Below are 22341 nucleotides of genomic sequence, written 5' to 3' on the forward strand. Positions count from 1 at the left end.
CTGTCATGCGGCAGCGCCGAGGGCGCTTTGTTCGGCACAGATGCGATCGACCAGAGCATCGAACTCGCCCTTCGGAGGACGGGCTTTGGCGAAACGCTGCTTGAGGTGCATGATCGGCTCGGCCAGGATTTCGTCCAGGCTTTCGGCGCAGGTGAAGTCGCCGGCGACGCTCTTGACCTTGGAATTATCGAAAATCGCCGTCCACGCCTTGTCGCCGGTCAGCGGGCCAATCCATTCCGGATTGTACTTGACGAGCGTGTCCGTCGGCACATGGACGATCTTTGCCTCGACGCCCAGCAACCTTGCGATCGCCTTCTGGATATCGTCCCAGATGTGGGCGTGGTCGTTGGTGATGTGGAAGATATCGCGTAGCGCCTTCTGCTTGCCGAACAGGCCGACGAAGGGCACGGCGAAATCGACCGAGCGGGTCAGCGTCCAGGGCGTATGACCATCACCGGCGACAATGGTCGGCTCGCCGTCCAGCATACGCCGCGCCATGACATCGCTGTCGCCCATCATGATCGGCAGGCCGGTGCGGACCGTGTGGCTGGGGCGGACGATCGTCCAGACGAGGTTGTCGGCCTTCTTCAGCAGCTCCTCGCAGGCGATCTTGGCCTGACTGTAGGGCCAGTAGGGATTTATCGCCGGTGTCTTCTCTTCCGATATCACATAGTGGCGTGCCGGCTTCTCATAGACCGAGGCTGACGAGATGAAGATGTACTGGCCGCAATGGCCTGAGAAGATCTCGATATCGCGGGCGATCTGATCCGGTGTGAAGGCAATGAACTGGGTGACGACATCGTAATTGGCCTTGGCAAGATCCGCGTAGGCCGATGATCCGAGCTCGCCAACGATGGAGGTCACGCCCGCGGGCAGCGGATCGCCCCTCAGGCCGCGGTTAAACACGCTGACTTCATGGCCTTGAGCCACGGCGCGCTCGACGCAGGGATAGGAAATCTGGCCGGTGCCGCCGATGAAAAGGATCTTCAAAGCCATGAGGGGATCTCCGTGTCGGATGAGGCAGGATTATCGATAATCTTCATAGCGCGAAAGAGAGGGGCCGTCTTCTGCAAAATGGCGGCCGCCTGTTATGACGCAGCAGGCGTGAATGTGTCAGTGAGCGACCATCAGCTTGCCGATCTCCTGTGCCAGTTGATCCTGGGTGTAGGGCTTTCCGAGCTTGGCGACGTCAAGGTCGAGTCCGGGCGGGAGTTCGGCATATCCTGATGCAATGAGGATCGGCAAGCCGGGGGCTATCGTGCGGGCGGCTTTGGCGAGGTCTCCGCCGGTCATGCCGGGCATGGAATAATCGGTGATCATCAGATCGAAGCCCGCGCCGTTGCCGAGGCACTCGAGAGCTTCTTTCCCCGAATGGGCCTCGACCACTTCATGACCGAGATCGGCGAGCATATCGGCCGAGCTCATGGCGATCAACACGTCGTCGTCGACAAGCAATATGCGCTTCGGCCCCGAGACCTTGTCTGCGTCCACCGGCATGACGTCCTCAGGTTCGATATGGACGCTGGCCGACGTGGAGACGGGGATCCAGAGTTCGGCCGTCGTGCCCTTGCCGGGCGTACTTTCCAGTTTCAGGTCGCCCTTCAATTGCAGGGCCAGACCATGGATCATGGAGAGCCCGAGGCCAGTTCCCTTTCCGAGCTCCTTTGTCGAAAAGAACGGCTCGATCGCCTTTTGAAGCGTCTCCTTGTCCATGCCGGAACCCTCGTCGGCGACGGTCAGGACGACGTAGCTTCCGGCAGCGAGTTCATCGGTCGGCACAATCTGCTCCGCCTGCTTCAGCGCGATGCGGATCGCGCCTCCGTCGGGCATTGCGTCGCGGGCGTTGACGGCGAGATTGAGCAGGGCCAGTTCGATCTGGTTGGCATCGGCCGACACGAGAGGAAGATTATCGGGAACCGTGGTTTCGATCAGGATGGTGGAGCCGACGGAGCGCTTCAGGAGGTCCGTCATGCCGTGTACGAGGGAGCGCATGTCGACCGGGTCGATGTGCAGGTCCTGTCGCCGCGCAAAGGCAAGCAGTCTCTGGGTGAGGGAAGCGCCGCGCTTTGCCCCCTGCAGGGCGCCGTCGATCAGGCGAGTGGCCCTGATATCGTTTCCGACATATTTGCGCAACAGTTCGAGATTGCCGAGGACGGCCATCAGGAGATTGTTGAAGTCGTGCGCCACGCCGCCTGTGAGCTGGCCGATCGCCTCCATTTTCTGGGCCTGGCGAAGCTGCTCTTCGGCGCGCTCGCGCTGGGTGACTTCCGCCATCACGTTGGCATGGGCCTGCTCCAGCTCGCGCGTGCGCTCGGCGACCTTTTCCTCCAGTATTTCATTGAGCTGCCGCTGGTGCTCCTCTGCCTTCAGCCGCGCCGTGATGTCGGCGGATACACCCACCATCTTCATCGCCTTGCCGGAGCGATCCTTGTAGAGCTGCGCGTGGATTTCAGCCCAGTGAACGGAACCATCGCTCCAGATAGTCCGGTATTCGATGGAATAGTCCGCGCCGGTTTCGATGGTCCTGCTCACGGCGGCCTGCATGCGCTTCCGGTCTTCGGGATGAACCGCGCTCAGCAGATCCCTGTAGGTAAATGGGTCTTCGGGACGGCGGCCGAAAATAGCCTTGCAGGTGGACGAGGTCGTCAACGCGTCCGACGCGAGATCGAGCTCCCAGGCGCCGAGCCGCCCGGCTTCGAGCGCTGTCTGCAGCCGGCGCTCGCCTTCATCGAGGGCCTCGATGCGCGTGCGCGCATCGTACTGCCGCCGGCGTCCGCGCATGGCCGAGCGGGCAACGCTGATGAAGGTGGTTGCGTGGAACGGACGTTCGACGAAGCTGACATTGCCAAGGACCTCGGACAGCCTGGCGGCTGCGGGATTGCGCTCGGGACCGCCGCCTCTGTTTGTCAGGATGATGAAGGGCAGGTCGGACCAGCTTGGCTGCTGTTCGATCCAGGCGGAGATGGCGCGCAGATCGGCGGAACGCAACGCTTCCTCAGTGACGACGGCAAAAGCGACGTCGTCATCAAGGGTTTCGACGAAGGAGGATAGATCGGTCGTCGCTTTTGGTTGTACGCCTGCTTCCTGCAGGAGTGACGCTGCAATCTGCGCATCACGCCCGATGGGAGCGAGGATCAGGCCGATGGCATTGCTTTTAGGAATTGTCGCCGTCCTCGTCTGAGGTATGAAGGAGCGGCTGTCTTTCGCCGACGAATGTCGGAACGCCGCGAAGCACGCCCTGGAAACCGGAAAGCGGGCCGCCAAGCTTCAACCCTTCATGGGTGATGCGGAATTCTCTGATCGTGTCTTCATGCATGCCGGTACGCTTCTTGATGACGGAAACGGCGCGGCGCACTTTGCCAAGGGCCTCGAAATAGCGCAGCAGGATCACGCTATCGGCGAGATAGGTGACATCGACGGGTGATTTCATGTCGCCGACGAGGCCATGCTGGGCAACCGTGAGGAAAGTATTGGCGCCCTGGCGGTTCAGGTATTGGAGAAGCTCATGCATATGCAGGATGAGCGCGTTTTCCTCCGGCATCGATGCCTGATACCCGTTGATGCTGTCGATGACGACGGTTTTGGCATCGTAGCCGGCGACCCGGTCCCTGACGCGTTGCGCAAACTCTCCAGGCGACAGCTCGGCCGCATCCAGTTGCTCGATATGGATCAGCCCGTCGTCGTGCATCTTCTCGAGATCGATGCCCATCGATTTCGTGCGCGAAAACAGCAGCCCAAGCTCTTCATCGAAGATAAAAATGGCCGCCTTTTCGCCGCGCTCGACCGCCGCGACGACGAATTGCAGCGTAAACAGGCTTTTGCCTGTGCCCGCCGGGCCAATCAGCAGCGTATTGGAACCTCGCTCGATCCCGCCGCCAAGCAGATCATCCAACGCCTTGATGCCGCTCGAGAGGGTCGTGCGATCAAATTCGGTCTTGTGCTCGATCGCGCGCAATCGAGGAAACACCGCCACTCCGCCGGTCTTGATAAGGAAATCGTGGTATCCGCCGCGGAACGTCTGGCCGCGATATTTGAGGACCCGGAGCCGCCGTCGTTCCGAACCGTAATCGGGCGCAAGCTGTTCCAGATGGATCACGCCATGCACGACGCTGTGAACGGTCTTGTCGAGATTGTCTGACGTCATATCGTCGAGCAGCAGGACGGTCGCATCCGAGCGTGAGAAGAAATGCTTCAGCGCGAGGATCTGTCGACGATAACGCAGCGAGCTTTGCGCCAGCAGCCGGATTTCCGAAAGGCTGTCGATCACTACTCTCTGCGGTTTTACCCGCTCGAAGGCCTCGAAGATCAGCTTGGTCGTCTCGCCCAGTTCGAGATCCGATGAATAGAGCAGGCTCTGTTGCTGATCGGCATCGAGCAGGCTTTCGGGCGGCACGAGCTCGAAGATTTCTATGGCGTCGCCGAGTTCCATTCCGTGCGAGGCGGCACTGTCGCGCAACTCTTCTTCGCTTTCGGAAAGACTTATATAAAGGCAGCGCTCGCCGAGATCGGCGCCTTCAAGCAAAAATTGCAGGGCAATCGTGGTTTTTCCGGTGCCGGGCGAACCTTCCAACAGGAATACATGACGACGTGTAAAACCGCCGAACAATACATCGTCCAGTCCTTCGACTCCGGTCTGTGCCTTCTTGTTCAAAACTTGGTCCATACTGTCTCCTAAATCAGTCAAGGAATTAGGGCAGGAGGTTTGAGGAACAAGACTGCTGATGACGTTAGTGCGAAACGTCATTCGAGCCGGAGCGGGAAGCAACTGACCTTTTCACACCGTCTTCGCCGCTTTATGAACTCCTCATTCGAATGAAACGCGTCGGAGAAACAATGAGCAATGATGCCCGCAAAACCATAACTACCTGGTATGTCGATCCCGACGCAGAAGACCGGATGGCGGATGGGCATGCGCCGATCTGGCGACACCTCATCGACATCATCACCGAGCGCGACCTTTCGGAAAAAAGCGTCCTGGATTTCGGCTGCAATCAGGGCGGTCTGCTACGGCACCTCTATGCCATCCGGCCGTTTCGCAAGGCGCTGGGCATCGATATCGCCGAGCAGTCGGTCGCCAAGGCCGAAGCGCTCAAGGGCAACCTTCCTGTGCAGTATGCGGTCGGCGGAACACTCGACGGATGGGTGGAGGAGTTCGATCTGGCGATCAGCCACGAGGTCATCTATCTCGTCGAGGACATCGATGCGCACGCTGCCGATATCTGGAAGTCGCTCAAGCCGGGCGGCGTCTACTATGCGGTGACCGGGTGCCATACCGACAATCCACTTTGGCCGAAATGGCGTGAGCTTGTCGCCAAGCGGACGAACACGGTGGTGCAGGATCGCTCGATCACCGACTACGGACGCGCATTTGCGAAGGCAGGCTTCCAGGTCTCCGGCAGGAAGCTGGAATATGACGGTTTCATCCCCTTCGTCGAGGATGGCTGGACACCCGATTTTGCCGATGCGCTGGATTATTACACCCAGACCAAGATCGTCTTCCGGCTCGTCAAGCGCCCGGACGGGCGAACCGCGTAAGCTCGACGTCGAAATGCGGCGGCTTGTCGGGATCGACCTCGACGAACCGCCCTTTCCCGGAACGTTTTTTCGATCAGGCCGCTTTCTGCGAGCGCTCTTGGCTCACCATCGAAGCGCAATTCTCCCCGCTCGAGAAGTGAAATGCGGTCGCTGACGGCGATGGCCTGATTGATGTCGTGGATCGCCATGACGATCGTGACGCCCTTTTCCCGGCTGAGGCGGTGGATGAGATCGAGGATCTCCACCTGATAGCCGATGTCGAGGAAGGAGGTCGGCTCGTCGAGGAGCAGGATGCTGGCTTCCTGTGCAAGGGCCGCCGATATCCATGCCCGCTGGCGCTCGCCTCCGGACAATTCCCGCAGCGCCCTGTCCGCCAGGCTCGTAAGGCCGGTACTGTCGAGCGCCCATTCGATGGCTTTTTCGTCCTTGCCGTCATAAGAGCGAAACAGGCCGACATGGGAAAACCGTCCCTGACGCACGAGTTGCGCAATGGTCATCTCGTCAGGGGCCGAAGGCTGCTGCGGCAGGAAGGCAAGCTTCCTGGCGATGGCGCGCCGTGACATCGAAGCGACGGCCACATCCTCGATCGCAGCAGATCCTTCCGCCGGTTTGATCAATCCGGCGAGCGCCTGCAGCGCGGTGCTCTTGCCTGAGCCATTGGGGCCGATCAGCGCGCGGATTTCGCCTTTTTCCATGGAGAGCCGAAACCCGCTGAGCGCCTTTCGGCGGCCATAGAGAACGGATAGTTGCGAACAGCTCAGCGGCATGGGCGATCTCAAGGAACTTTGCGGAGAAGGGCAAGAAGAACGGGCACCCCGAGGAGTGCAGTGACCACGCCGATCGGGATTTCTTCGGCGTGCCCGACGAGGCGGCCAACGAGATCGCCGAGCGTGACGAGAACCGCGCCGAGAACGATCGTCAAGGGAATGACCAGCGGGAAGTGGCGTCCGGCCAGGAAGCGGGCGAGGTGGGGAACGACAAGCCCGATGAAGATGATCGGGCCGACTGCGCCGACCGCGCTTGCCGCAAGGATGCAGGACACCAGAAGCACCAGGGAGAATTGCCTGCGGTAAGAAAGACCGAAGGAGGCGGCGACCGAGGCATCCAGCTGCAGCAGGACCAATGGGCGATAGATGAAGGGCAGGACGGCAAGGCCTGCTATCGTGAACGGCAGGAGAAAGAGCGCGTGATCCCAGGTGCGGGCATAGAGACTGCCTGAGAGCCATTCGAGGATGATTTCTATCCGCGCCGAGCCCCAGCCCGCGATCAATCCAATGGCGAGTGCATGCAGAACCGCTCCGATCGCAATGCCGCAGAGGGTGATCCGGAGAGGGCTGAGATCGAGCCGGAAGGCCAGCAGATAAATGATCCCGCCTGCCGCCAGACCGCCTGCCAGGCCTGCCGTCGGCAGCCATGCGATCGGCAGTTCGGCGAGCGTGTTCGAGCCCGGGTTGAAGATATAGACGGTAAACAGCAGGAATATCGTCACCGTCAGCGTCGCACCTTGCGAGACACCCATCAGGGAAGGGTCGGCAAGAGGGTTCCGGGTGATGGTTTGCAGCAGGAGGCCTGCGGCGGCGAACTGAATGCCCGCCAATATGCCGGTGACGATCCTCGGCAGGCGGATATCGATGATGATCGAACGGGCTTCCGGGGATCCGTGCCCGGTCAGGGCGGCGACGATATCTGCGGCAGGAATATCCACCACGCCCAGAAAGACCGCGGCGGCAAGAGACAGGACGACGAGCGCAAGGCCTGACGGCAGCAGCCAGGCGGTCGATCGCGTCTGTGTCGGGGACGCCATCGTCATGCGCTGTCCCGCTGGAAGTCGAGGCGGCCGCGCTGGATCAGGTAGACGAAGACCGGCCCGCCAAGGAGCGCGGTAATGATGCCGACCGGCAATTCCTTGGGAATGGCGATCGTTCGGGCAACCAGATCCGCACAGGTGACGATGAATGCTCCTGTTGCCGCCGTGAGAGCGATCTCCCAGACCGCGCCCTGGGGCTTGAGAAGACGAGCGATGTGCGGCGCGGCAAGTCCGACGAAGGCGACCGGGCCGGCCACCGGGGCGACGCCGGCCACGGGACAAATGGCGAGGATCAGCAGAACGGGCTTCCAGACATCGAGCTGCAGGCCCATGGCCGCGGCCGCGTGCTCGCTCAGCGCAAACATTGCGATGACCCGGTGCAGCAACAGTGCTCCGATGACGCCGATGCCGATCCATGGGAGCATATGGATGAGGTGCGACCATGTGCGGCCCTGGAAGCCTCCTGATAACCAGAAGAGAAGGGCGGTCGACTGCGGGCCCGCGAGCAGCAGGACATAGATCGTGATGGCGCCAAGGAAGAGCGAAACGCTGACGCCGCCGAGCGCCAGGTGCAGGGGGCGTCCGTTTCCGCCTCTGGCTACCCAGAAGGTGACCGAAGCAGCAGCGAGCCCGCCGGCGAGGCCAATGAAGGGGTAGTAAGCGGACGAGATCCAGGGCAGGAGAACGAAGCTTCCGACGATCGGCGCGACAGCGCCGGCAGTGACGCCGGTGATGCCGGGATCGGCGAGCGGATTGCGCGTCAACGACTGCAGAAGATAGCCCGACACGGCAAGACCTGCGCCCGCGACGGCGGCCGCAAGGCTGCGCGGCAATCTCAAGGTCCAGACGAGGATCGAGTCGATCTTTGCATCCGGGGCAAAAAGCACGCGCAGCACGGTATCGAAGGAGAGCATCTTTGCGCCCGGCAGCAAGCCTACCAGGACAATCGACAGTGTCGCGGCGACGACGAACCCAATGGCAACAGAGGATTTGCGAGCGTTCATCGTCGTCGCGATCAATTCGTTATTTCTGTGCTTCGGCCGGAATGATCTTGGCGGCTTCCGCCCGCACGTCGACTGCCGGGAACGTCTCCGGATAGAGATAGTGAGCCGCTTCGCGCAGCACGACCTCGCGGGCGATGGGGCCGTTCGTTTCGACCCACTGGTCGCCGACATAGAAAACCCGCTTGTTCTTCACGGCAGTCAATTCCTGCCAGATCGGGTTGTTTTCATGCGGCCGGTCGGGACCTGAATCGTAGATGAAGAGCACTTCCGGGTCCTTCTCCAGCATGGTTTCCAGGCTGAGATCGATGCCGAACTCACCGCCCGGCGTCATGTTGCCGGCGATATTGTCGCCTCCGATGGCTGCCAGGATCGAGGCGGAGGTATTTTCGGTGTGGAATGCGAACGGTGTTTCACCACCCCACATGATCGCGAAACGCGGATGGACATCCTTCGGGGCCTTGGCGGCATAGTCCGCGAGATGTTCCCGGAATTCCTTGTTCAATTGAACGCCGCGCGCCGGATTGCCGAGGATTTTCGAAAGCTCGGCGATCTCGCGGTCGCTCCCGTCAAGCAGTTCCATATTGTAGGCGACATAGGGGGCGATCTTTTCCAGCTGCGGCGCGTTGCCCACTGTGTAGCGGCGGATAGCCACGATCAGGTCGGGCTTTGCTTCGGACAGAAGTTCGAGATTGGGTTTTGCCCGCTGGCCGATCTGCTTCATGCCGGCAGTCAGGCCGAGAAGAAAGTCCGGCTCGCGCCCTTTTGTCATGTAGGTGCTGGCCACGGGCTTGATGCCGAGAGCAAGGGCGACGTCATCTGCGAAATAGGAAATCGCTGCGATCCGCTTGGGCTGGACGGGAACCTCGACCGTGACGCCGCGGTCGTCGGTTACCGAGAAGGTCTTACCATCCTCGGCGAACACGGGCGCGCTCACCATCACGGACAAGAGGCTGATGAGAGTTGCAAATTTACGGACGTTGGGCACCATTGCGTATCCTCCATAGACTAGGCGAAGTCGCTTTAGGCGTTAAAGAGGAGTTCGGCAATCCACTTTTAATCCGATGCCCACAATTCGTTATTTCCGGTCAGCGTGTGGAAGGCGACGGCGGACGATGCTCGCATGGAAATTCGCACCGTAGAGAAGGCCATCGTCGTTGAAATCGAAGGTCGGGTTGTGCAGGGGGGCGGAGTTTCTGCCATTGCCGAGAAAGACGAAGCAGCCGGGGATGGTATCGAGGAAGCGGGCGAAATCCTCCGATGCCGTCATCGGCTCTTTTCGGATTTCGATGCTGTCGGGCTCGAAGACGTCGCGGGCGGCTGCGAAGGCCTCTTCAGTAAGGGCGGGGTCGTTGAGCAGGGGGATGAATTCCCTGGTGTAGGTGACTTCTACGGAGAGATTGTAAGTGAGCGCCGTGCCTGCTGCGATCACCCGCATCTGCTTTTCGATTTCGGCGCTGACTTCGGGGTGGAAGCTCCTGGCGTCGCCGAGGATACGGGCGAGGCCGGGCAGCGCGTTGCGAGTACCGTCGGTCAGCAGTTCGGTGACGGAGACGACGCCGATATCGGTCGGGTCGAGGCGGCGGGAAACGATGGTCTGCAGGTTCAGGACAAGGGCGCAGGCGGCGACCAGCACTTCGTTTGTCGCGTGCGGGCGGGCGGCGTGGCCGCCGGTGCCGCGCAGGACGATCTCGAAATTGTCCTCCGCCGACATGAAGGCGCCGGGGCGGGTCTGGAAATGGCCGACGGGAAGGCCCGGCATATTGTGAAGCCCATAGATCTCATCGAAAGGAAAGCGCTCGAAAATGCCGTCCTCGATCATGGCGAGTGCGCCCTTGCCCCATTCCTCGGCGGGCTGAAAGATGAAGCGCACCGTGCCGTCAAAGCCGTTGTCTTCGGCAAGCATCCTGGCGGCGCCGAGCAGCATGGCGGTGTGGCCGTCATGGCCGCAGGCGTGCATGACGCCGGGGTTGCCTGAGGCATAGGGCAGGCTTGATTGTTCCAGAATGCGCAGGGCGTCCATGTCGGCGCGTAGCGCAATCGAGCGGTTGCCGCTGCCGCGCTTCAGCGTGCCGACGACGCCGGTGCCGCCGACACCTTCCGCGACATCGTCGAGCCCGAATTCGCGCAGCTTCCCGGCGACGAAGGCGGAGGTCTGCCTTTCCTCGAAGCCGAATTCCGGGTGGGCGTGGAGATGGCGGCGCCATTGCCGCATGTCGGAGACCAGTCGATCGAAATCCATCGGCTATTCCTCTAGCGTCAACTTGCTCGTCACATCGAGCAGGATGTCGGCGCCGGCGATGATATCATCATCGGCGGTGAATTCCCTGGGATTGTGGCTGATGCCGCCCCGGCTCGGCACGAAGATCATCGCTGCAGGCGCAATGCGGGCGATCATCTGCGCATCATGGCCGGCGCCTGATGTCATGCGCCGGCAGGGAAGCGCACGCGCCTTGGCTGCCGTTTCGATTTCGGTGACAATGCGCTCGTCGAATGTGACCGGCTCGAAGCGGGCCAGCCGCTCTACCGTAACGGTCACGTCCTCTTCGGCGGAGAGCATTTCGAGGAAGCGGGCAAGGGCTGCCTCTTCCTCTCTCAGCCTCGCCTCGTCGGGATCGCGCAGATCGACGGTGAAGATCGCTTTCGAGGGGATGACGTTGATGGCGTTGGGCTGGAATTCCATGCAGCCGACTGTCGCGACCGTCGGTGTGTTCGAGGCCCTGGCGCGCTCACGCAGGAAGGTGACGACGCGGGCAGCCGCATGGCCGGCATCGCGGCGCATGGAGATCGGCGTCGTGCCGGCATGGTTGGCGTCACCCTCGATCGTCACCCGCTGCCAGGAAATGCCCTGCAGGTTTTCCACTGCGCCGAGGGACAAGCCTTCGCGCTCCAGCACCGGGCCTTGCTCGATATGGAGCTCGATATAGACATGCGGCGTCAGGAAGCCCGGCTCCTTGTCGCCGGCATAGCCGATGCGTTTGAGTTCGTCACCGAGCAGTGACCCGTCGGTTCCTGTTGTTGCAAGGGCTGCATCGATATCGAGCCCGCCGGCATAGATGAGGGAGCCCATCATATCGGGCGCATAACGCACGCCTTCCTCATTGGTAAAGGCGGCAACGACGATGGGGCGGGCGGGAATGAAGCCCGCCTCCTTCAGCGTCTCGATGACTTCGAGGCCTGACAGTACGCCGTAACAGCCGTCATAGATGCCGGCATTGATGACCGTATCGATATGCGAGCCGAGCATCAGCGCCGCGCGGCCGGCCGTGCCTTCGGGTGCCCAGATGCCGAACATATTGCCGATCCGGTCGATGGCGAGTTCGAGACCGGCCGCCTCGATCCAACGGCCAAGCCGGTCACGGCCCTCTCTGTCCGTATCGGATGCGGCAAGGCGCACCAGCCGGCCATCGGCATCGCGGCCGATGCCGCCGAGTTCGCGGAGCCGGCCGAGCAGCCGGACGCTGTCTACGGAAAGGTTGCTCATGCTGCACCTCGCGCCCTGATGTCTTCAGGCGAAAGCCCGACGATTTCCCGGTATTTGCCGGGATCGGTGGCGCCCTCGGTGTTGACGACGAAGATGCGGGAGTCAGGACCGATGGAAAGGGCGGCCTTTATCGTGGGATCGGCAACCGCCTTCAGAAGACCGGCAAGGCCGACGCCGCCGCTTTCGCCGGCAATGATGACGGGATCGCCGCCGACGGGATCAGCAAGGCGCTTCATGATGGCGACGGCATCCTCCTCATCGACAGTCATGAAGGCATCGGCAACGCGCGAGAGGATGCGCCAGGCGACCAGCGACGGCTCGTAGCATTCGAGCATCGCCATGACGGTCGGTTCGCCATGCGGCAGGGCGACGGGATGGCCGGCACGTGCGCTCTCGAACAGGCAGGCGGCGCGGGCGGGATCGACGACAGTGAAGACAGGGCGCTGATCGCCGAGCGCGACGGCCAGATGACCAGCGATGGCGGCGGCAATGCCGCCAACGCCGGATTGGATGAAGACATGGGTCGGTGGGGCCGGCAGCTGCCTGAGCGCTTCGCGCACCAGTGCCGTATAGCCCTGCATGACGAGGCCGGGGATGCGCTCGTAACCCGGCCAGGAGGTGTCTGATACGATGGTCCAGCCTCGCTCTTTCGCCACGCGCGCGGCTTCCTTCACGGAGTCGTCGTAGCTCCCCGCCACACGGATCATCTCGGCCCCGAAGCGGGCGATAGCCGCAACGCGCTCCTCGCTGACGCCGGCGTGGACGAAGATTGCCGACCGCGCGCCGACGAGCCCGGCGCCTTGGGCGACCGAGCGGCCGTGGTTGCCATCGGTGGCGCAGGCAAAACACATAGTTTCGGCAATTTTCCTGACGTCGGGAGACTGCAGCTCGGCCATATCGACCGGCCGCCCGAGCCTTGCTTCGGCTTCTTCGAGAACCATGCGGATGACGGCATAGGCGCCGCCGAGCGCCTTGAAGCTGCCGAGCCCGAGGCGGTGGCTCTCATCCTTCACATGGATGGCGGCTACACCCGCTGCGGCCGCGAGGGCGGGCAGGGCGGTGAGCGGCGTTTCGGCGTGGTTCTCGCGAAAGTGCAGGTGGCGCTCCACGCTTTCCGCTGCGGCGAGGCCGAGCGTTGCCGCATCGCCCGTTACGAGCGGGCGTCGATAGTCCGCATTGCTGTTGAGGATAAACATCGTGGCCTCGCTTGCTGTCTGGTGGAAACATATTGCAGCGGGCACGAAAAAGGCGCTGATATTCGGCGCCTGTTTTGCAAGTTTGTTTCGTGGAGCCTGCCATGCCGGCACAACTCGATGCCTTCGACCGAAAAATTCTCGAGATCCTGCAGCGCGACAATACCACGCCGCAGCGCACGATCGGCGAGGCGATCAATCTTTCGGCCCCGGCGGTCCAGCGGCGCATCAAGCGCATGACGGAAGAGGGCGTGATCCGAGCCAATGTCGCCGTCATCGATCCAGCCGCCGTCGGGCAGGCGATCACCATCTTCGTCGAGGTCGAGGTCATCAGCGAAACGACGGAACAGATCGAGCAGGCCAAGCGCGAATTCGCCGCATCGCCGGAAATCCAGCAGTGTTATTACGTGACGGGCGAGGCCGATTTCGTGCTCGTCATCGTCGTGCCCTCGATGGCCGATTACGAGGCGCTGACGCGGCGCCTGTTCTTCGGCAACAACAATGTGAAGCGGTTCCGGACGTTCGTTGCGATGGACAGGATCAAGGTGGGGCTCAGCGTTCCCACCTGACGGGGTTCCGGGCCAGCGGCTGGTGCACCAGGCCCGGAAGTGTTTCTCACTTGCTTCATCACGCGAGAGCGGCCCTCGCGGCCTCATTCTCCGGACATGATGGGCGCCGGCAAAAAGATCGGCCGGATATTCCAGGATCACGAATCTCCTCTAGGATCCACGGGGTTCATCAGCAAGCGGGAGGTGCCTATTCATGCTGATCATTTTCGGCGGTTTGCCCGGCTCGGGGAAGACGACGATTTCGCGCGCCCTGGCGAGGGAACTCGGGGCCGTATATCTGCGCGTCGATACGATCGAACAGAACATACGGGCTTCGGGCATGTTGAGCTCGCAGGTCGGTCCGGCAGGCTACATGGTCGGATACGGGGTCGCCGAAGACAATCTCACGCTCGGCAAGATTGTCGTTGCGGACTCCGTCAATCCCTTGAAAGTGACACGGGATGCCTGGCTGTCGGTCGCAGTGCGATCAGGCGTGCCGGCCGTTGAGATCGAAATCATCTGCTCGGACCGGGATGAACATCGTCGACGGGTGGAAACGCGCGCAAGCGATGTTCCGGGGCTGGTAAAGCCTCGCTGGGAAGACGTAACCGCACGCGATTACGAAGATTGGGGACAGAGCCCCATCACTATCGACACTGCGAAGCAGGGCGTGGATGAGGCCGTCGTCGCGTTGCTGTCGAAGCTTGAAACTGACCGGTATCAGAAAACGCGTTAGGCCTGATATCGGCCGCCTGACCGAACCCTGTCAACGAGATTGCCAATGATCGGCGCGAAGCCTCAGCTCAGCCGGGCGTATTTTTCGAAGAGGTCGGAGAGGTTCGTCGCGATCGGATAGTAATAACCGTTCTCGATGAAATCATCGATCGCTTCGTCAGCGGATTTTCCGCCGATGCCATCGCTGCGCATGCCATGGAAAAGCTCGCCATCGGTGTACATGATCGCGCCTGCATGTTTGCCTTCGGTGATTTCGACGAGGGTGGAGAAGTCGCCGCCGAGGCCGATGACATGTGCGAAGGCGGTGAAACCGTAGTCGTGGAAATCCATGTCCGGGGCGAGTTCCTCGAGATCGAAATAGGGATGTCCGTTGCCGATGCCAAACAGCGTATTGATGTCCCAGAGAACGAAGGCATCGCTCTGCGCCTCTGCGGGCAGCGTGGCGATGGTGGTGTGGGGAATGTGATAGTCGAGGCCGTTTTCCCGCATCAGGAAATCGCGATAGCCTTCGGACAGACTGATCTCGTGGCGCGTTTCGAATGCCGCGAGCCGCGCTTCATCTGCGCCGCCATAGCGGGCTGCGACGAGAGGGGACTTCGCAAATCTGGCGAGCGCGTCAGGGCGCCGGAACGGGATTGTGTTGTCATTGCTCACGATGGGTTTCCTTGTTGCGCGTACGGCGCAGGCATTTAAGGCCGGGGCGGGACAGGTCAATGGCAGGCCGCTTGATTGACCTCTGATGGGATCGGGGCGCTAATGGGCGGGTATCGTCACTGCTTGCAGGCAAGGAGGATGCGATGCTGCTCAAGGCGGAACGAACCTTCGTCGTGCGCGACATGGGAGGGTTTGTCGTGCATATCAACATGCCGGGATGGGTAAAGCCGAAACCTGGGGATCACGGGCATGGGCCGCTGGCGATGGTGGTCGAAACCGTCCTGCATCCGGGCCGGCTGGTTGCCATGCACGAGCACCGCAACGATGAGATCATCTCCTGGGTGCCTGATGGCGTGATGCGCCATGAAGACAGGGCGCGCGGCCGGCTGGTTTGCGACAGCGGGCATCTGATGGTGATGAATGCCGGGCGCAGCTTCTGGCATTCCGAGGAGACGCTGGCCTCCGATCCGCCGCTGCGCATGCTGCAGATCCTGGTGCGACCCGATGCGGTCGATCTCGAACCCGGCATCCAGCATGGGGTGATGCCTGACAGCGCGCCCAATCGCTGGCGGCACCTTGTCGGGCCGGAAGGGGGCGATGCGCCTTTCTTCGTTCGCAACAGGATCGATTTCTTCGACATCCGGCTGGAGGCCGGCGTGCGGGTGGACTTCCCGTTTAAGCAGGGGTGCGACCTCTATTTCTATGTGTTCAGCGGCGCGGTTCGCGCCGGCGGGCAGGCATTTGGTGAAGGCGAGCAAGGGCTGCTGCTGTCCGAGGAGATATTGGCCGCAGAGGCGACGAGCGCCTGCGTGATGGTGGCCTTCCTGCTGGATCCCCGAGCGCCTGTGACGCGGCAGGGGACGATTGCCGACCACAGGAAAATCCCGCCGCCGATCGTGATCCGTCTTCTCAAACGGTGGCAAGGGTTGAAGCGGCTGTGGCGGCCGAGATGAAGGAGAGGGGCTCAGCTCCAATATTTGACAGCATAGACGACGGTCATGGCTGTCCCGGTGACGATGACGAACCAGCGGACCACGCCTGCCGGCAGCACGCGCACAAGATAACCGCCGAGATAGCCGCCTGCGAGTGCGCCTGACAGCATCGTCAACGTCTCAGGCCAGTGGACGGCGCCTTCAGCGATGAAGATGACGATGGCTGCCATGCTGACTGACGTCGCGAGCAGATTTTTCAGCGCCTTGACGCGGCGGATATCGTTGGGATCGGCAATCGAGAGAACTGCCGTCAGGATGACGCCGAGGCCGGCGCCGAAGAAGCCGCCATAGATCGACGAGAGGCCCAGCACGGAAAGGCCGAGACCGCGCGACGGCTCGGCATCGCCGCGTCTCGCCTCCGCCCAGGCGGCGATGCGGGGCGAGAAGAGGAAGAGTAGAGTGGCGATGCCGATCAGGGCTGGAACGGGGAGAACGAAGAGCCGCTCGGGCAAGGCGAGCAGCAGGAGCGCGCCGACGGCGCCGCCGATGAGGCAGACGACAACGGAAGCACCGAGCTTCCCGTCAAGCGGCAGCACCTTGCGGCGATCGGCGAGGACGGCGAGCAGATGGCCCGGCACGATCGCCACCGCATTCGAGGCATTGGCGGTCACCGGCGGCAGGCCGGCGGCAAGCATGGCGGGGAAAGTGAGCAGCGTGGCGCCGCCGGCGAGCGCATTGATCACCCCGCCGGCTATGCCCGATACAAACAGCAACAGGATGATGCCTAGTGTCATTGGCTTGCCCCATCTCCCCGACGTGTCTTTCGATGCATCAGGTGCCGGTGGGAGGACAAGCCATCGATGGCCTCAAGGTGTTCGCGTCGCGAAATATTCCGGGAAATGGGGCGTGCGATGCGCGGGCAAAGACCGGTTCGCACCTCACCCGTTTGGGCGACTTGCGCAAGGCGGGCGCTCGCGTTGCCATGTGGGAACAGGGCTCGGGTTGGGCATTGTCGATTTTGGGAGGGGAAAATGCACGGTTTTATGCAACATCCCGGCGTGGCTTGCGGCTGCGGCGGCTGTCCTGATGCAACAGCGGACCAGGGACGGCGCCGCTTCCTGTGCAGCGCGTTGGGAGGTGCTGCGCTGGCGGCTGCCGTCTCATCGGCCGGGCCGGCATCGGCGCAGAGCACAATCGCGCCCGATGATGCGCTGAAGGCGATGATGGATGGAAACAGGCGCTTCATCGACGGGCGTCTCCAGTCTCTCAATGAAGACCTTTCCATCCTCAAGGCGAAGACGGCGGAGAAGCAGGAGCCTTTCGCGGCGGTGCTCTCCTGCGCCGATTCACGCGTGCCGGTTGAGTTCGTCTTCGACCAGAGCATCGGCCAGCTCTTCGTGGTGCGTGTCGCGGGCAATATCGCCACGCCCGAGATCATCGCCAGCCTCGAGTATGGCGTTGCCGTTCTTGGCGCCCGGCTTCTGATGGTGCTCGGCCACAGCAATTGCGGTGCGGTGAAGGCGACCATCGACGGCAAGGCCGTGCCCGGCCAGATCGGTGCCCTCTATGCGCCGATCTGGCCGGCGGTGAATGCGGCAGGGAACGATCTCGACGCGGCCATCGATGCGAATGCCAGGATGCAGGCAACGCTGATCAGCCGGAGCTCGACCGTCATTGCAGGCGCCGCCAGGGAAGGGAAATTCAAGGTCGTCGCGGCGCGCTATGATATCGCCAGCGGCGTGGTGTCGCTGCTTGGTTAACGGGTGCGCTTTCCTGCCGAATGGGATAGGACTACGCCGATCAGCGCGGAGATCGTCATGTCCGGTGATACCCTTGCCCGTTCATTTGGCCGGGAAGCCTTTGGACTTAGCCCCGAAAACTATCAGTTAGCCCGGCCACCTTATCCGCCGGCGGTGTGGGATGTGTTGCGGCAGCGTGCCGGATTGCGATCCGGTATCTCGATACTGGAGATCGGCGCGGGAACCGGACTTGCCACGGAACATCTTCTGGACCATGGGCCGCAGCAGCTGCTCGCCATCGAGCCGGACAGGAGGCTTGCGGAATTCCTTCGCGCCCGACTGCATCGCTCCGAGCTGGAGGTGATCGAGCGACCCTTCGAAGAGGTGAACGAGGCGCCGCAATCCTACGATCTGGTGGTCAGTGCGACGGCATTTCATTGGCTTGATGCCGTTCCGGCGCTGCGGCGTATGCATGCGCTGCTTCGCGATGGCGGTGCTGTGGCGCTGATCTGGAACGTCTTTGGCGACAATATCAGGCCCGACCCCTTTCATGAGGCGGGCACGCATCTCTTTGCCGGGCATCGCGCAAGCCCGTCCGGTGGAGGGACGACGCTGACGCCTCACGGGCTCGATAGCGAGGCCCGGCTCAGGGATTTTGAGGAGGCCTCGTTTCAGTGCGAGCCGCCTGTCATGTTCGAGTGGACGCTGACGCTCGATCCGCCTGCGGTGCGGCGACTTTACGCGACCTATTCGAATGTCGTGGCATTGGAAGCGGAGAAGCGCGAAGAGCTGCTGAATGCGTTGGAAGAACTGGCAAGGGCCGATTTTGGCGGTGTCGTCACCAGGAATATGACGACGTCGGTTTTCATCGCGAGGCGGAGGTAGGGCTGAAGCGTCCTCGACTGCAAGGGCGAGGGAAGACAGGCAGGCGCGCTGCTACTCGGTGCCGAGCCTGCCGAATTGGCCGGGCTTGCGCTTGACGACCACGCCGGTAGTGCTTATTGCCCGCCACCTCATCATACTCAGGGCAAGCTCTTTGAAAGCTTGACCAAGCGAGCGGCACCGACAAGCGCCCGCACAAGCAGCCACCCGATCGCAAACAGCACTAATGGTGGAACCAAAGCGACGAACGCCGCTAATTTCGTGTGAAGATAGGGATCGCCGTTGAATTGCTGCGACCACTCCAGCGACTGATACAATTCGGCGGACAGGTCAGCGAGCGGCATACCCTTGTATTCGGGCCATAATGCTCTGAAATGCTGTTCGTTGTACCAGCACGCATGTGAAGGTGTTTCGTAATTGTCGCGGTTCCATGGTTCGGCGGCCTCACGCGTCCAATAGTCAAGATGGACCGTTCCACGAGCTTCCTCGCATCGCACCGGCAATTCAGCTGATCGGTACTGTTCCAGCTGACTGCTGTCTGCCCATCCGTAATCCATCATGACCATTGGCCAACTGATCACTCCGAGAACCACAGTCCAGAGAAAGCTGATCAAAAGCCAGAGACGGAAAAGCCAGTGTCTCGCATTCATAGACGACCCCTAAGCAACAGGATTGTGCAAGCCGCTGTTTCGTCTTCTACCCGATCGACCGTCGCACTAGCTTGCATTCGATTGCACAATTGCTTCTGAACAAAATAAATGCATAAGTTGCAAATGGCGATATGGGGACCATAAATGCATTACTTCACTGACGTTTACAAAAATGGTTTGCAGTTTTCTGGACGACTTGGTCGAAAAGCCTATTAGCTTTTTGTCCTCATAAGCCTTGTGATCTCTCTGGTCATTGGTTTTACATTGGGTGTCATTTGTGGAGTTCTCAGATTACCTGAATCGGCACCGATCTACTCTTAGTTGGTCGTTTATGCGGTATTCTTTCTGATACCGAGTATCAGCGCAATTGTGCGTCGGTTACACGATGCGAATTTTCGAGCATGGTGGCTTCTGATCACGCTGATCCCTTACATCGATGGATTGGTGCTGACGATCCTGTTGCTTTTTCCATCGAAGCCCGATGGTGCCAGATTTGATCGGGACGCTGACCTGAGCCTAATTTTTAGCTGAAACTCAAGTGGCCGAAGTCGGCCGAATGCGGTCATCCAAAGGCCATTGAAGCGGCGGCAGCAGCTACCGCAGATCGTTCACGACTTATTGGTGTCATGCTGAAGGCGGCTCAGATCGCCGGCCCCGGCCGGATGCGGCTGCCGTCGCTGAAGCGCGAGAGCCGGAAGCGGTTGAGATCGTGGCCGGGAGCGTTGCCTTGGATCAGGTCGGAGACCACGCGGCCGATGCCCGGGCCGATGCCGAAGCCGTGGCCGCTCATGCCTGTGGCGACGAGGAGGCCGGTAATGGCCTGCACGCGGTCGACGATCGGCACGATGTCGGGCATGGCGTCGATCATGCCGGCCCAGGTCGCCTTCAGGCGCACGGTTGCGAATTGCGGGAAGAGGCGCTGAAAATTGCGGCTGATCGCATCGAGACTGGATTGTTCGGGAGCGGGGTTGATGACGCGCATCCGTTCGAAGGGGCTCTCGGCATCCGCTGTCCAATTGCGCGGGGTCGACCAGCTGTCCGGGAAGCCTTCGGGGGCTGCGGGCGAATAGCGGGTGCCGAAGGGGTGGGCCATGAGCGCCGGCATATATTTCGTGGCGTGGCGGAATGCGTCCGGCCCGAGATAGAGGCGATGGCTTGCCGGCGCCAGCGTGTAGCCGCCGTCCTGCCTGCGGCGGAAGGCGACATCGGCTCCGGCTGCGGCACCGGCGTGAATTTCAGCCAGAGGTTCGGTTGCGGCGACGGTGGCGCGGACAGCAAGCTGCGGAATGGAGACGCCGTGGTTTCTGAGGAAGAGCGACGACCAGGCGCCGCCGGCGACGAGTACTGTGGATGTCCCGATGCGGCCGGCCTCGGTCCATACACCGCTCACTTTGCCGGCCGATATATCGAGGGTTCGCGCCGCGCAGTTTTCGATGATCGTCACGCCGAGCCTTGCGGCGAGCCGGGCAAGCGCGGGGACGGCGAGCCACGGTTCGGCGCGCAGGTCCGAGGGCGTCGTCATCGATCCCGCAAATTTGCGGGACATGCCTTTGAAGAGGGAGGCCGTCTGGCCGCTGTCGAGCAGGCGGGTGTCGAGGTCGTAGGTGTTCGCGAGCTTCATAAAGGTTTCGAAGCCGGCCATCTGCTTGTCGGAGTTGGCGAGATAGGTGACGCCGGTCTCGGTAAGGCCGATATCCTCGCCGCATTCTGCCGCGAACTCCTTCCACAGGCGGCAGGCCTCGATGACGATGGGCAGCTCGTCGCCATCGCGGCCCTGCTTGCGGATCCAGCCCCAGTTGCGCGAGGATTGCTCTGCGGCGATGCGTCCCTTCTCGATGAGCGTCACGGAGATATTGCGCTTGGCCAGAAACAGCGCCGTCGTCACACCGATGACGCCGCCGCCGATAATGACGACTTCGGAGGTTTTCGGAAGCGGGCCATGATGCTGGATGGGATCGTTTAAGGAGAAGGGGAATGCGAGCAAGCTGTGCGTCCTGAAGGGCTGATCAACAGGTGAGATTGCTAGAGACTCTCGGCCGGCAATTCAAGCCGATGTCATCGACGTGCGTGCTTTGCCGACCCCATGATGCGGGTTGCCTCCTGGCCGAATAAGCGAAATTCGTCGCTGACGTTGCCGCAATGCCGGAACGGCAGGTTGCACAACTGGCGGGGGAAGTGCTAGGCGAGCATTTTTGACGGAAAGCGTAATCCCGATGCAGGGCGCCCCATGGCGGCCTCGAGCAGCAGAACCTTGGTTGGACGATGAGCATCAATATTTATGTGATCAATCTGGACCGGTCCACGGATCGGTGGAATGCTCTCTCCGATCAGGCCAGATCCTTGCAATTCGACCTTGTTCGCATTGCCGGCGTCGATGGGCGAGAGGTTGCCGCGGATCAGCGCGTGGCCTGTGATGAGCGCGCCTTCCAGCGCAACAATGGCCGGACCATGCTGCCGGGCGAATATGGCTGCTACCGAAGCCACCTGAAGGTGCTCTCGGCCTTTCTGGAAACGGGTGAAGCCGCCTGCATCATCGTCGAGGACGATGTCATTTTGTCTGCCGATCTCGTTGCGCGCGCCGAGGCCGCACTCGCGGCGATTCCCGGCGCCGATGTGATCAAGCTCTTGAATCACCGCACCGTCGGCTTCAGGCCTGTCGCCACCTCGGCGGCGGGCGATGAGATCGGCCGGGCGACGCATGGTCCTCAAGGGTCGGCCGCCTGCTATGCGGTGACGCGGATGGGCGCCCTGAAGCTCCTCAAGCAGATCGCCGTCATGCGGTTTCCCTGGGATATCGAATTGGAGCGGGGCTGGGCATCCCGAGCGCGGATCTATACGACCCGTCGAAATGTGGCCGATGTGAAAGAGGGCGGCTCGAATATCGGCACACGATCCGTCTACAGGGAAACCAAATTTCCCTGGTGGAGGCGGTTGCCGACCTATGCGATCCGCATCGCCGAGACGGTCCGCAGAATCAACTACGCATTGAAAAAATAAAGTGCCGGACCGAAGGTCGGGTGTGAGGGGGCGGCTTTTGTGTTGTCCGCAAAGTTTGTCTCAAGACTTTTTTGGCACTTTAGCAGGCTGTTTCATCGCTGTTTCAGTCATGCATAATACTGCCGCAATTTTTTCAGAGCTACTTCAGCAAGTTACCCCAAAAATGGTTGTTCTGTGGCGTAAA

21 protein-coding genes and 1 pseudogene are annotated in these 22341 nt (G+C 61.5%); 8 read left to right on the forward strand and 14 right to left on the reverse strand.

The features are described from left to right. Positions 1-3 precede the first annotated feature (3 nt). The 3 genes from AC1DUP_RS22470 to AC1DUP_RS22480 form a co-directional block, all read right to left on the reverse strand. A complete protein-coding gene (locus AC1DUP_RS22470) occupies positions 4-996 on the reverse strand; it encodes an SDR family oxidoreductase (RefSeq protein ID WP_477834543.1) in 993 nt (330 codons plus the stop codon). A 117-nt stretch (positions 997-1113) separates the two neighbouring features. Further along, on the reverse strand, positions 1114-3186 hold the full coding sequence (locus tag AC1DUP_RS22475; RefSeq protein ID WP_477834837.1) for an ATP-binding protein: 2073 nt from the start codon (positions 3184-3186) through the stop codon (positions 1114-1116). Next, on the reverse strand, positions 3155-4663 hold the full coding sequence (locus AC1DUP_RS22480; protein ID WP_113311069.1) for an ATPase domain-containing protein: 1509 nt from the start codon (positions 4661-4663) through the stop codon (positions 3155-3157). Before AC1DUP_RS22480 ends, AC1DUP_RS22475 begins: the two co-directional genes overlap by 32 nt. A gap of 170 nt (positions 4664-4833) precedes the next feature. Here AC1DUP_RS22480 and AC1DUP_RS22485 point away from each other — a divergent pair, with 170 nt between their 5' ends. Then, positions 4834-5535 carry a class I SAM-dependent methyltransferase gene (locus AC1DUP_RS22485; RefSeq protein ID WP_477834545.1) on the forward strand — a complete coding sequence of 234 codons (702 nt, stop codon included), beginning with the start codon at positions 4834-4836 and terminating at the stop codon, positions 5533-5535. Here AC1DUP_RS22485 and AC1DUP_RS22490 read toward each other — a convergent pair. The 7 genes and pseudogenes from AC1DUP_RS22490 to AC1DUP_RS22520 all read right to left on the reverse strand — a co-directional run bounded on the left by AC1DUP_RS22490 (position 5507) and on the right by AC1DUP_RS22520 (position 13023). Next, a pseudogene (locus AC1DUP_RS22490) lies at positions 5507-6302 on the reverse strand (ABC transporter ATP-binding protein). The gene AC1DUP_RS22485 and the pseudogene AC1DUP_RS22490 sit on opposite strands and share 29 nt — an antisense overlap. Before the next feature lie 8 nt (positions 6303-6310). Further along, entirely contained in the window at positions 6311-7345 is a 1035-nt protein-coding gene (locus AC1DUP_RS22495; RefSeq protein ID WP_477834547.1) for a FecCD family ABC transporter permease, read from the reverse strand. Beyond that, entirely contained in the window at positions 7342-8346 is a 1005-nt protein-coding gene (locus AC1DUP_RS22500) for a FecCD family ABC transporter permease (RefSeq protein WP_477834549.1), read from the reverse strand. The genes AC1DUP_RS22495 and AC1DUP_RS22500 overlap by 4 nt, the downstream gene beginning before the upstream one ends. 19 nt (positions 8347-8365) lie before the next feature. Continuing rightward, positions 8366-9283: an ABC transporter substrate-binding protein gene (locus AC1DUP_RS22505; protein WP_477834839.1), complete on the reverse strand. Its 918-nt coding sequence runs from the start codon at positions 9281-9283 to the stop codon at positions 8366-8368. A 138-nt stretch (positions 9284-9421) separates the two neighbouring features. Then, positions 9422-10585, reverse strand: a complete 1164-nt coding sequence (locus tag AC1DUP_RS22510; protein WP_477834551.1) for a M20 aminoacylase family protein — start codon at positions 10583-10585, stop codon at positions 9422-9424. A gap of 3 nt (positions 10586-10588) precedes the next feature. Beyond that, positions 10589-11827, reverse strand: a complete 1239-nt coding sequence (locus AC1DUP_RS22515) for a hydantoinase/carbamoylase family amidase (protein ID WP_477834553.1) — start codon at positions 11825-11827, stop codon at positions 10589-10591. Then, a complete protein-coding gene (locus tag AC1DUP_RS22520; protein WP_477834555.1) occupies positions 11824-13023 on the reverse strand; it encodes a diaminopropionate ammonia-lyase in 1200 nt (399 codons plus the stop codon). The genes AC1DUP_RS22515 and AC1DUP_RS22520 overlap by 4 nt, the downstream gene beginning before the upstream one ends. A gap of 101 nt (positions 13024-13124) precedes the next feature. Between AC1DUP_RS22520 and AC1DUP_RS22525 the strand changes: the two genes are divergently transcribed. Together AC1DUP_RS22525 and AC1DUP_RS22530 are read left to right on the forward strand one after the other, a co-directional pair. Continuing rightward, a complete protein-coding gene (locus AC1DUP_RS22525) occupies positions 13125-13589 on the forward strand; it encodes an Lrp/AsnC family transcriptional regulator (RefSeq protein WP_477834557.1) in 465 nt (154 codons plus the stop codon). A gap of 193 nt (positions 13590-13782) precedes the next feature. Further along, on the forward strand, positions 13783-14304 hold the full coding sequence (locus AC1DUP_RS22530; protein ID WP_477834559.1) for a P-loop nucleotide/nucleoside kinase family protein: 522 nt from the start codon (positions 13783-13785) through the stop codon (positions 14302-14304). A 62-nt stretch (positions 14305-14366) separates the two neighbouring features. Here the strand turns inward: AC1DUP_RS22530 and AC1DUP_RS22535 are convergent, their stop codons facing one another. Beyond that, positions 14367-14957 carry an SMI1/KNR4 family protein gene (locus AC1DUP_RS22535; protein ID WP_477834561.1) on the reverse strand — a complete coding sequence of 197 codons (591 nt, stop codon included), beginning with the start codon at positions 14955-14957 and terminating at the stop codon, positions 14367-14369. Positions 14958-15100: 143 nt separating this feature from the next. Between AC1DUP_RS22535 and AC1DUP_RS22540 the strand changes: the two genes are divergently transcribed. Continuing rightward, positions 15101-15910: a pirin family protein gene (locus AC1DUP_RS22540; protein ID WP_113311062.1), complete on the forward strand. Its 810-nt coding sequence runs from the start codon at positions 15101-15103 to the stop codon at positions 15908-15910. A gap of 11 nt (positions 15911-15921) precedes the next feature. Here AC1DUP_RS22540 and AC1DUP_RS22545 read toward each other — a convergent pair whose 3' ends face one another. After that, the gene (locus AC1DUP_RS22545) at positions 15922-16683 is read right to left on the reverse strand and encodes a sulfite exporter TauE/SafE family protein (RefSeq protein WP_477834563.1); all 762 of its coding nucleotides are present in this window, start codon (positions 16681-16683) and stop codon (positions 15922-15924) included. Between the two features lie 237 nt (positions 16684-16920). Between AC1DUP_RS22545 and AC1DUP_RS22550 the strand changes: the two genes are divergently transcribed. Next, a complete protein-coding gene (locus AC1DUP_RS22550; protein ID WP_477834565.1) occupies positions 16921-17649 on the forward strand; it encodes a carbonic anhydrase in 729 nt (242 codons plus the stop codon). Between the two features lie 57 nt (positions 17650-17706). After that, a complete protein-coding gene (locus AC1DUP_RS22555) occupies positions 17707-18513 on the forward strand; it encodes a class I SAM-dependent methyltransferase (protein WP_477834567.1) in 807 nt (268 codons plus the stop codon). Between the two features lie 137 nt (positions 18514-18650). Here AC1DUP_RS22555 and AC1DUP_RS22560 read toward each other — a convergent pair whose 3' ends face one another. After that, complete coding sequence (locus AC1DUP_RS22560) at positions 18651-19160, reverse strand: hypothetical protein (protein ID WP_477834569.1); 510 nt, start codon at positions 19158-19160, stop codon at positions 18651-18653. Between the two features lie 321 nt (positions 19161-19481). Here AC1DUP_RS22560 and AC1DUP_RS22565 point away from each other — a divergent pair, with 321 nt between their 5' ends. Then, positions 19482-19691: a DUF805 domain-containing protein gene (locus AC1DUP_RS22565; RefSeq protein ID WP_477834571.1), complete on the forward strand. Its 210-nt coding sequence runs from the start codon at positions 19482-19484 to the stop codon at positions 19689-19691. Positions 19692-19800: 109 nt separating this feature from the next. On the opposite strand, the gene AC1DUP_RS22570 is transcribed toward AC1DUP_RS22565, so the two are convergent. Continuing rightward, positions 19801-21144 (reverse strand): NAD(P)/FAD-dependent oxidoreductase, encoded by a 1344-nt coding sequence (locus tag AC1DUP_RS22570; RefSeq protein ID WP_477834573.1) that lies wholly within the window; start codon positions 21142-21144, stop codon positions 19801-19803. A 278-nt stretch (positions 21145-21422) separates the two neighbouring features. Here AC1DUP_RS22570 and AC1DUP_RS22575 point away from each other — a divergent pair, with 278 nt between their 5' ends. Next, the gene (locus AC1DUP_RS22575) at positions 21423-22157 is read left to right on the forward strand and encodes a glycosyltransferase family 25 protein (protein WP_113299378.1); all 735 of its coding nucleotides are present in this window, start codon (positions 21423-21425) and stop codon (positions 22155-22157) included. Positions 22158-22341: the final 184 nt, after the last annotated feature.

This window comes from Rhizobium sp. 01L419, from assembly GCF_056400025.1.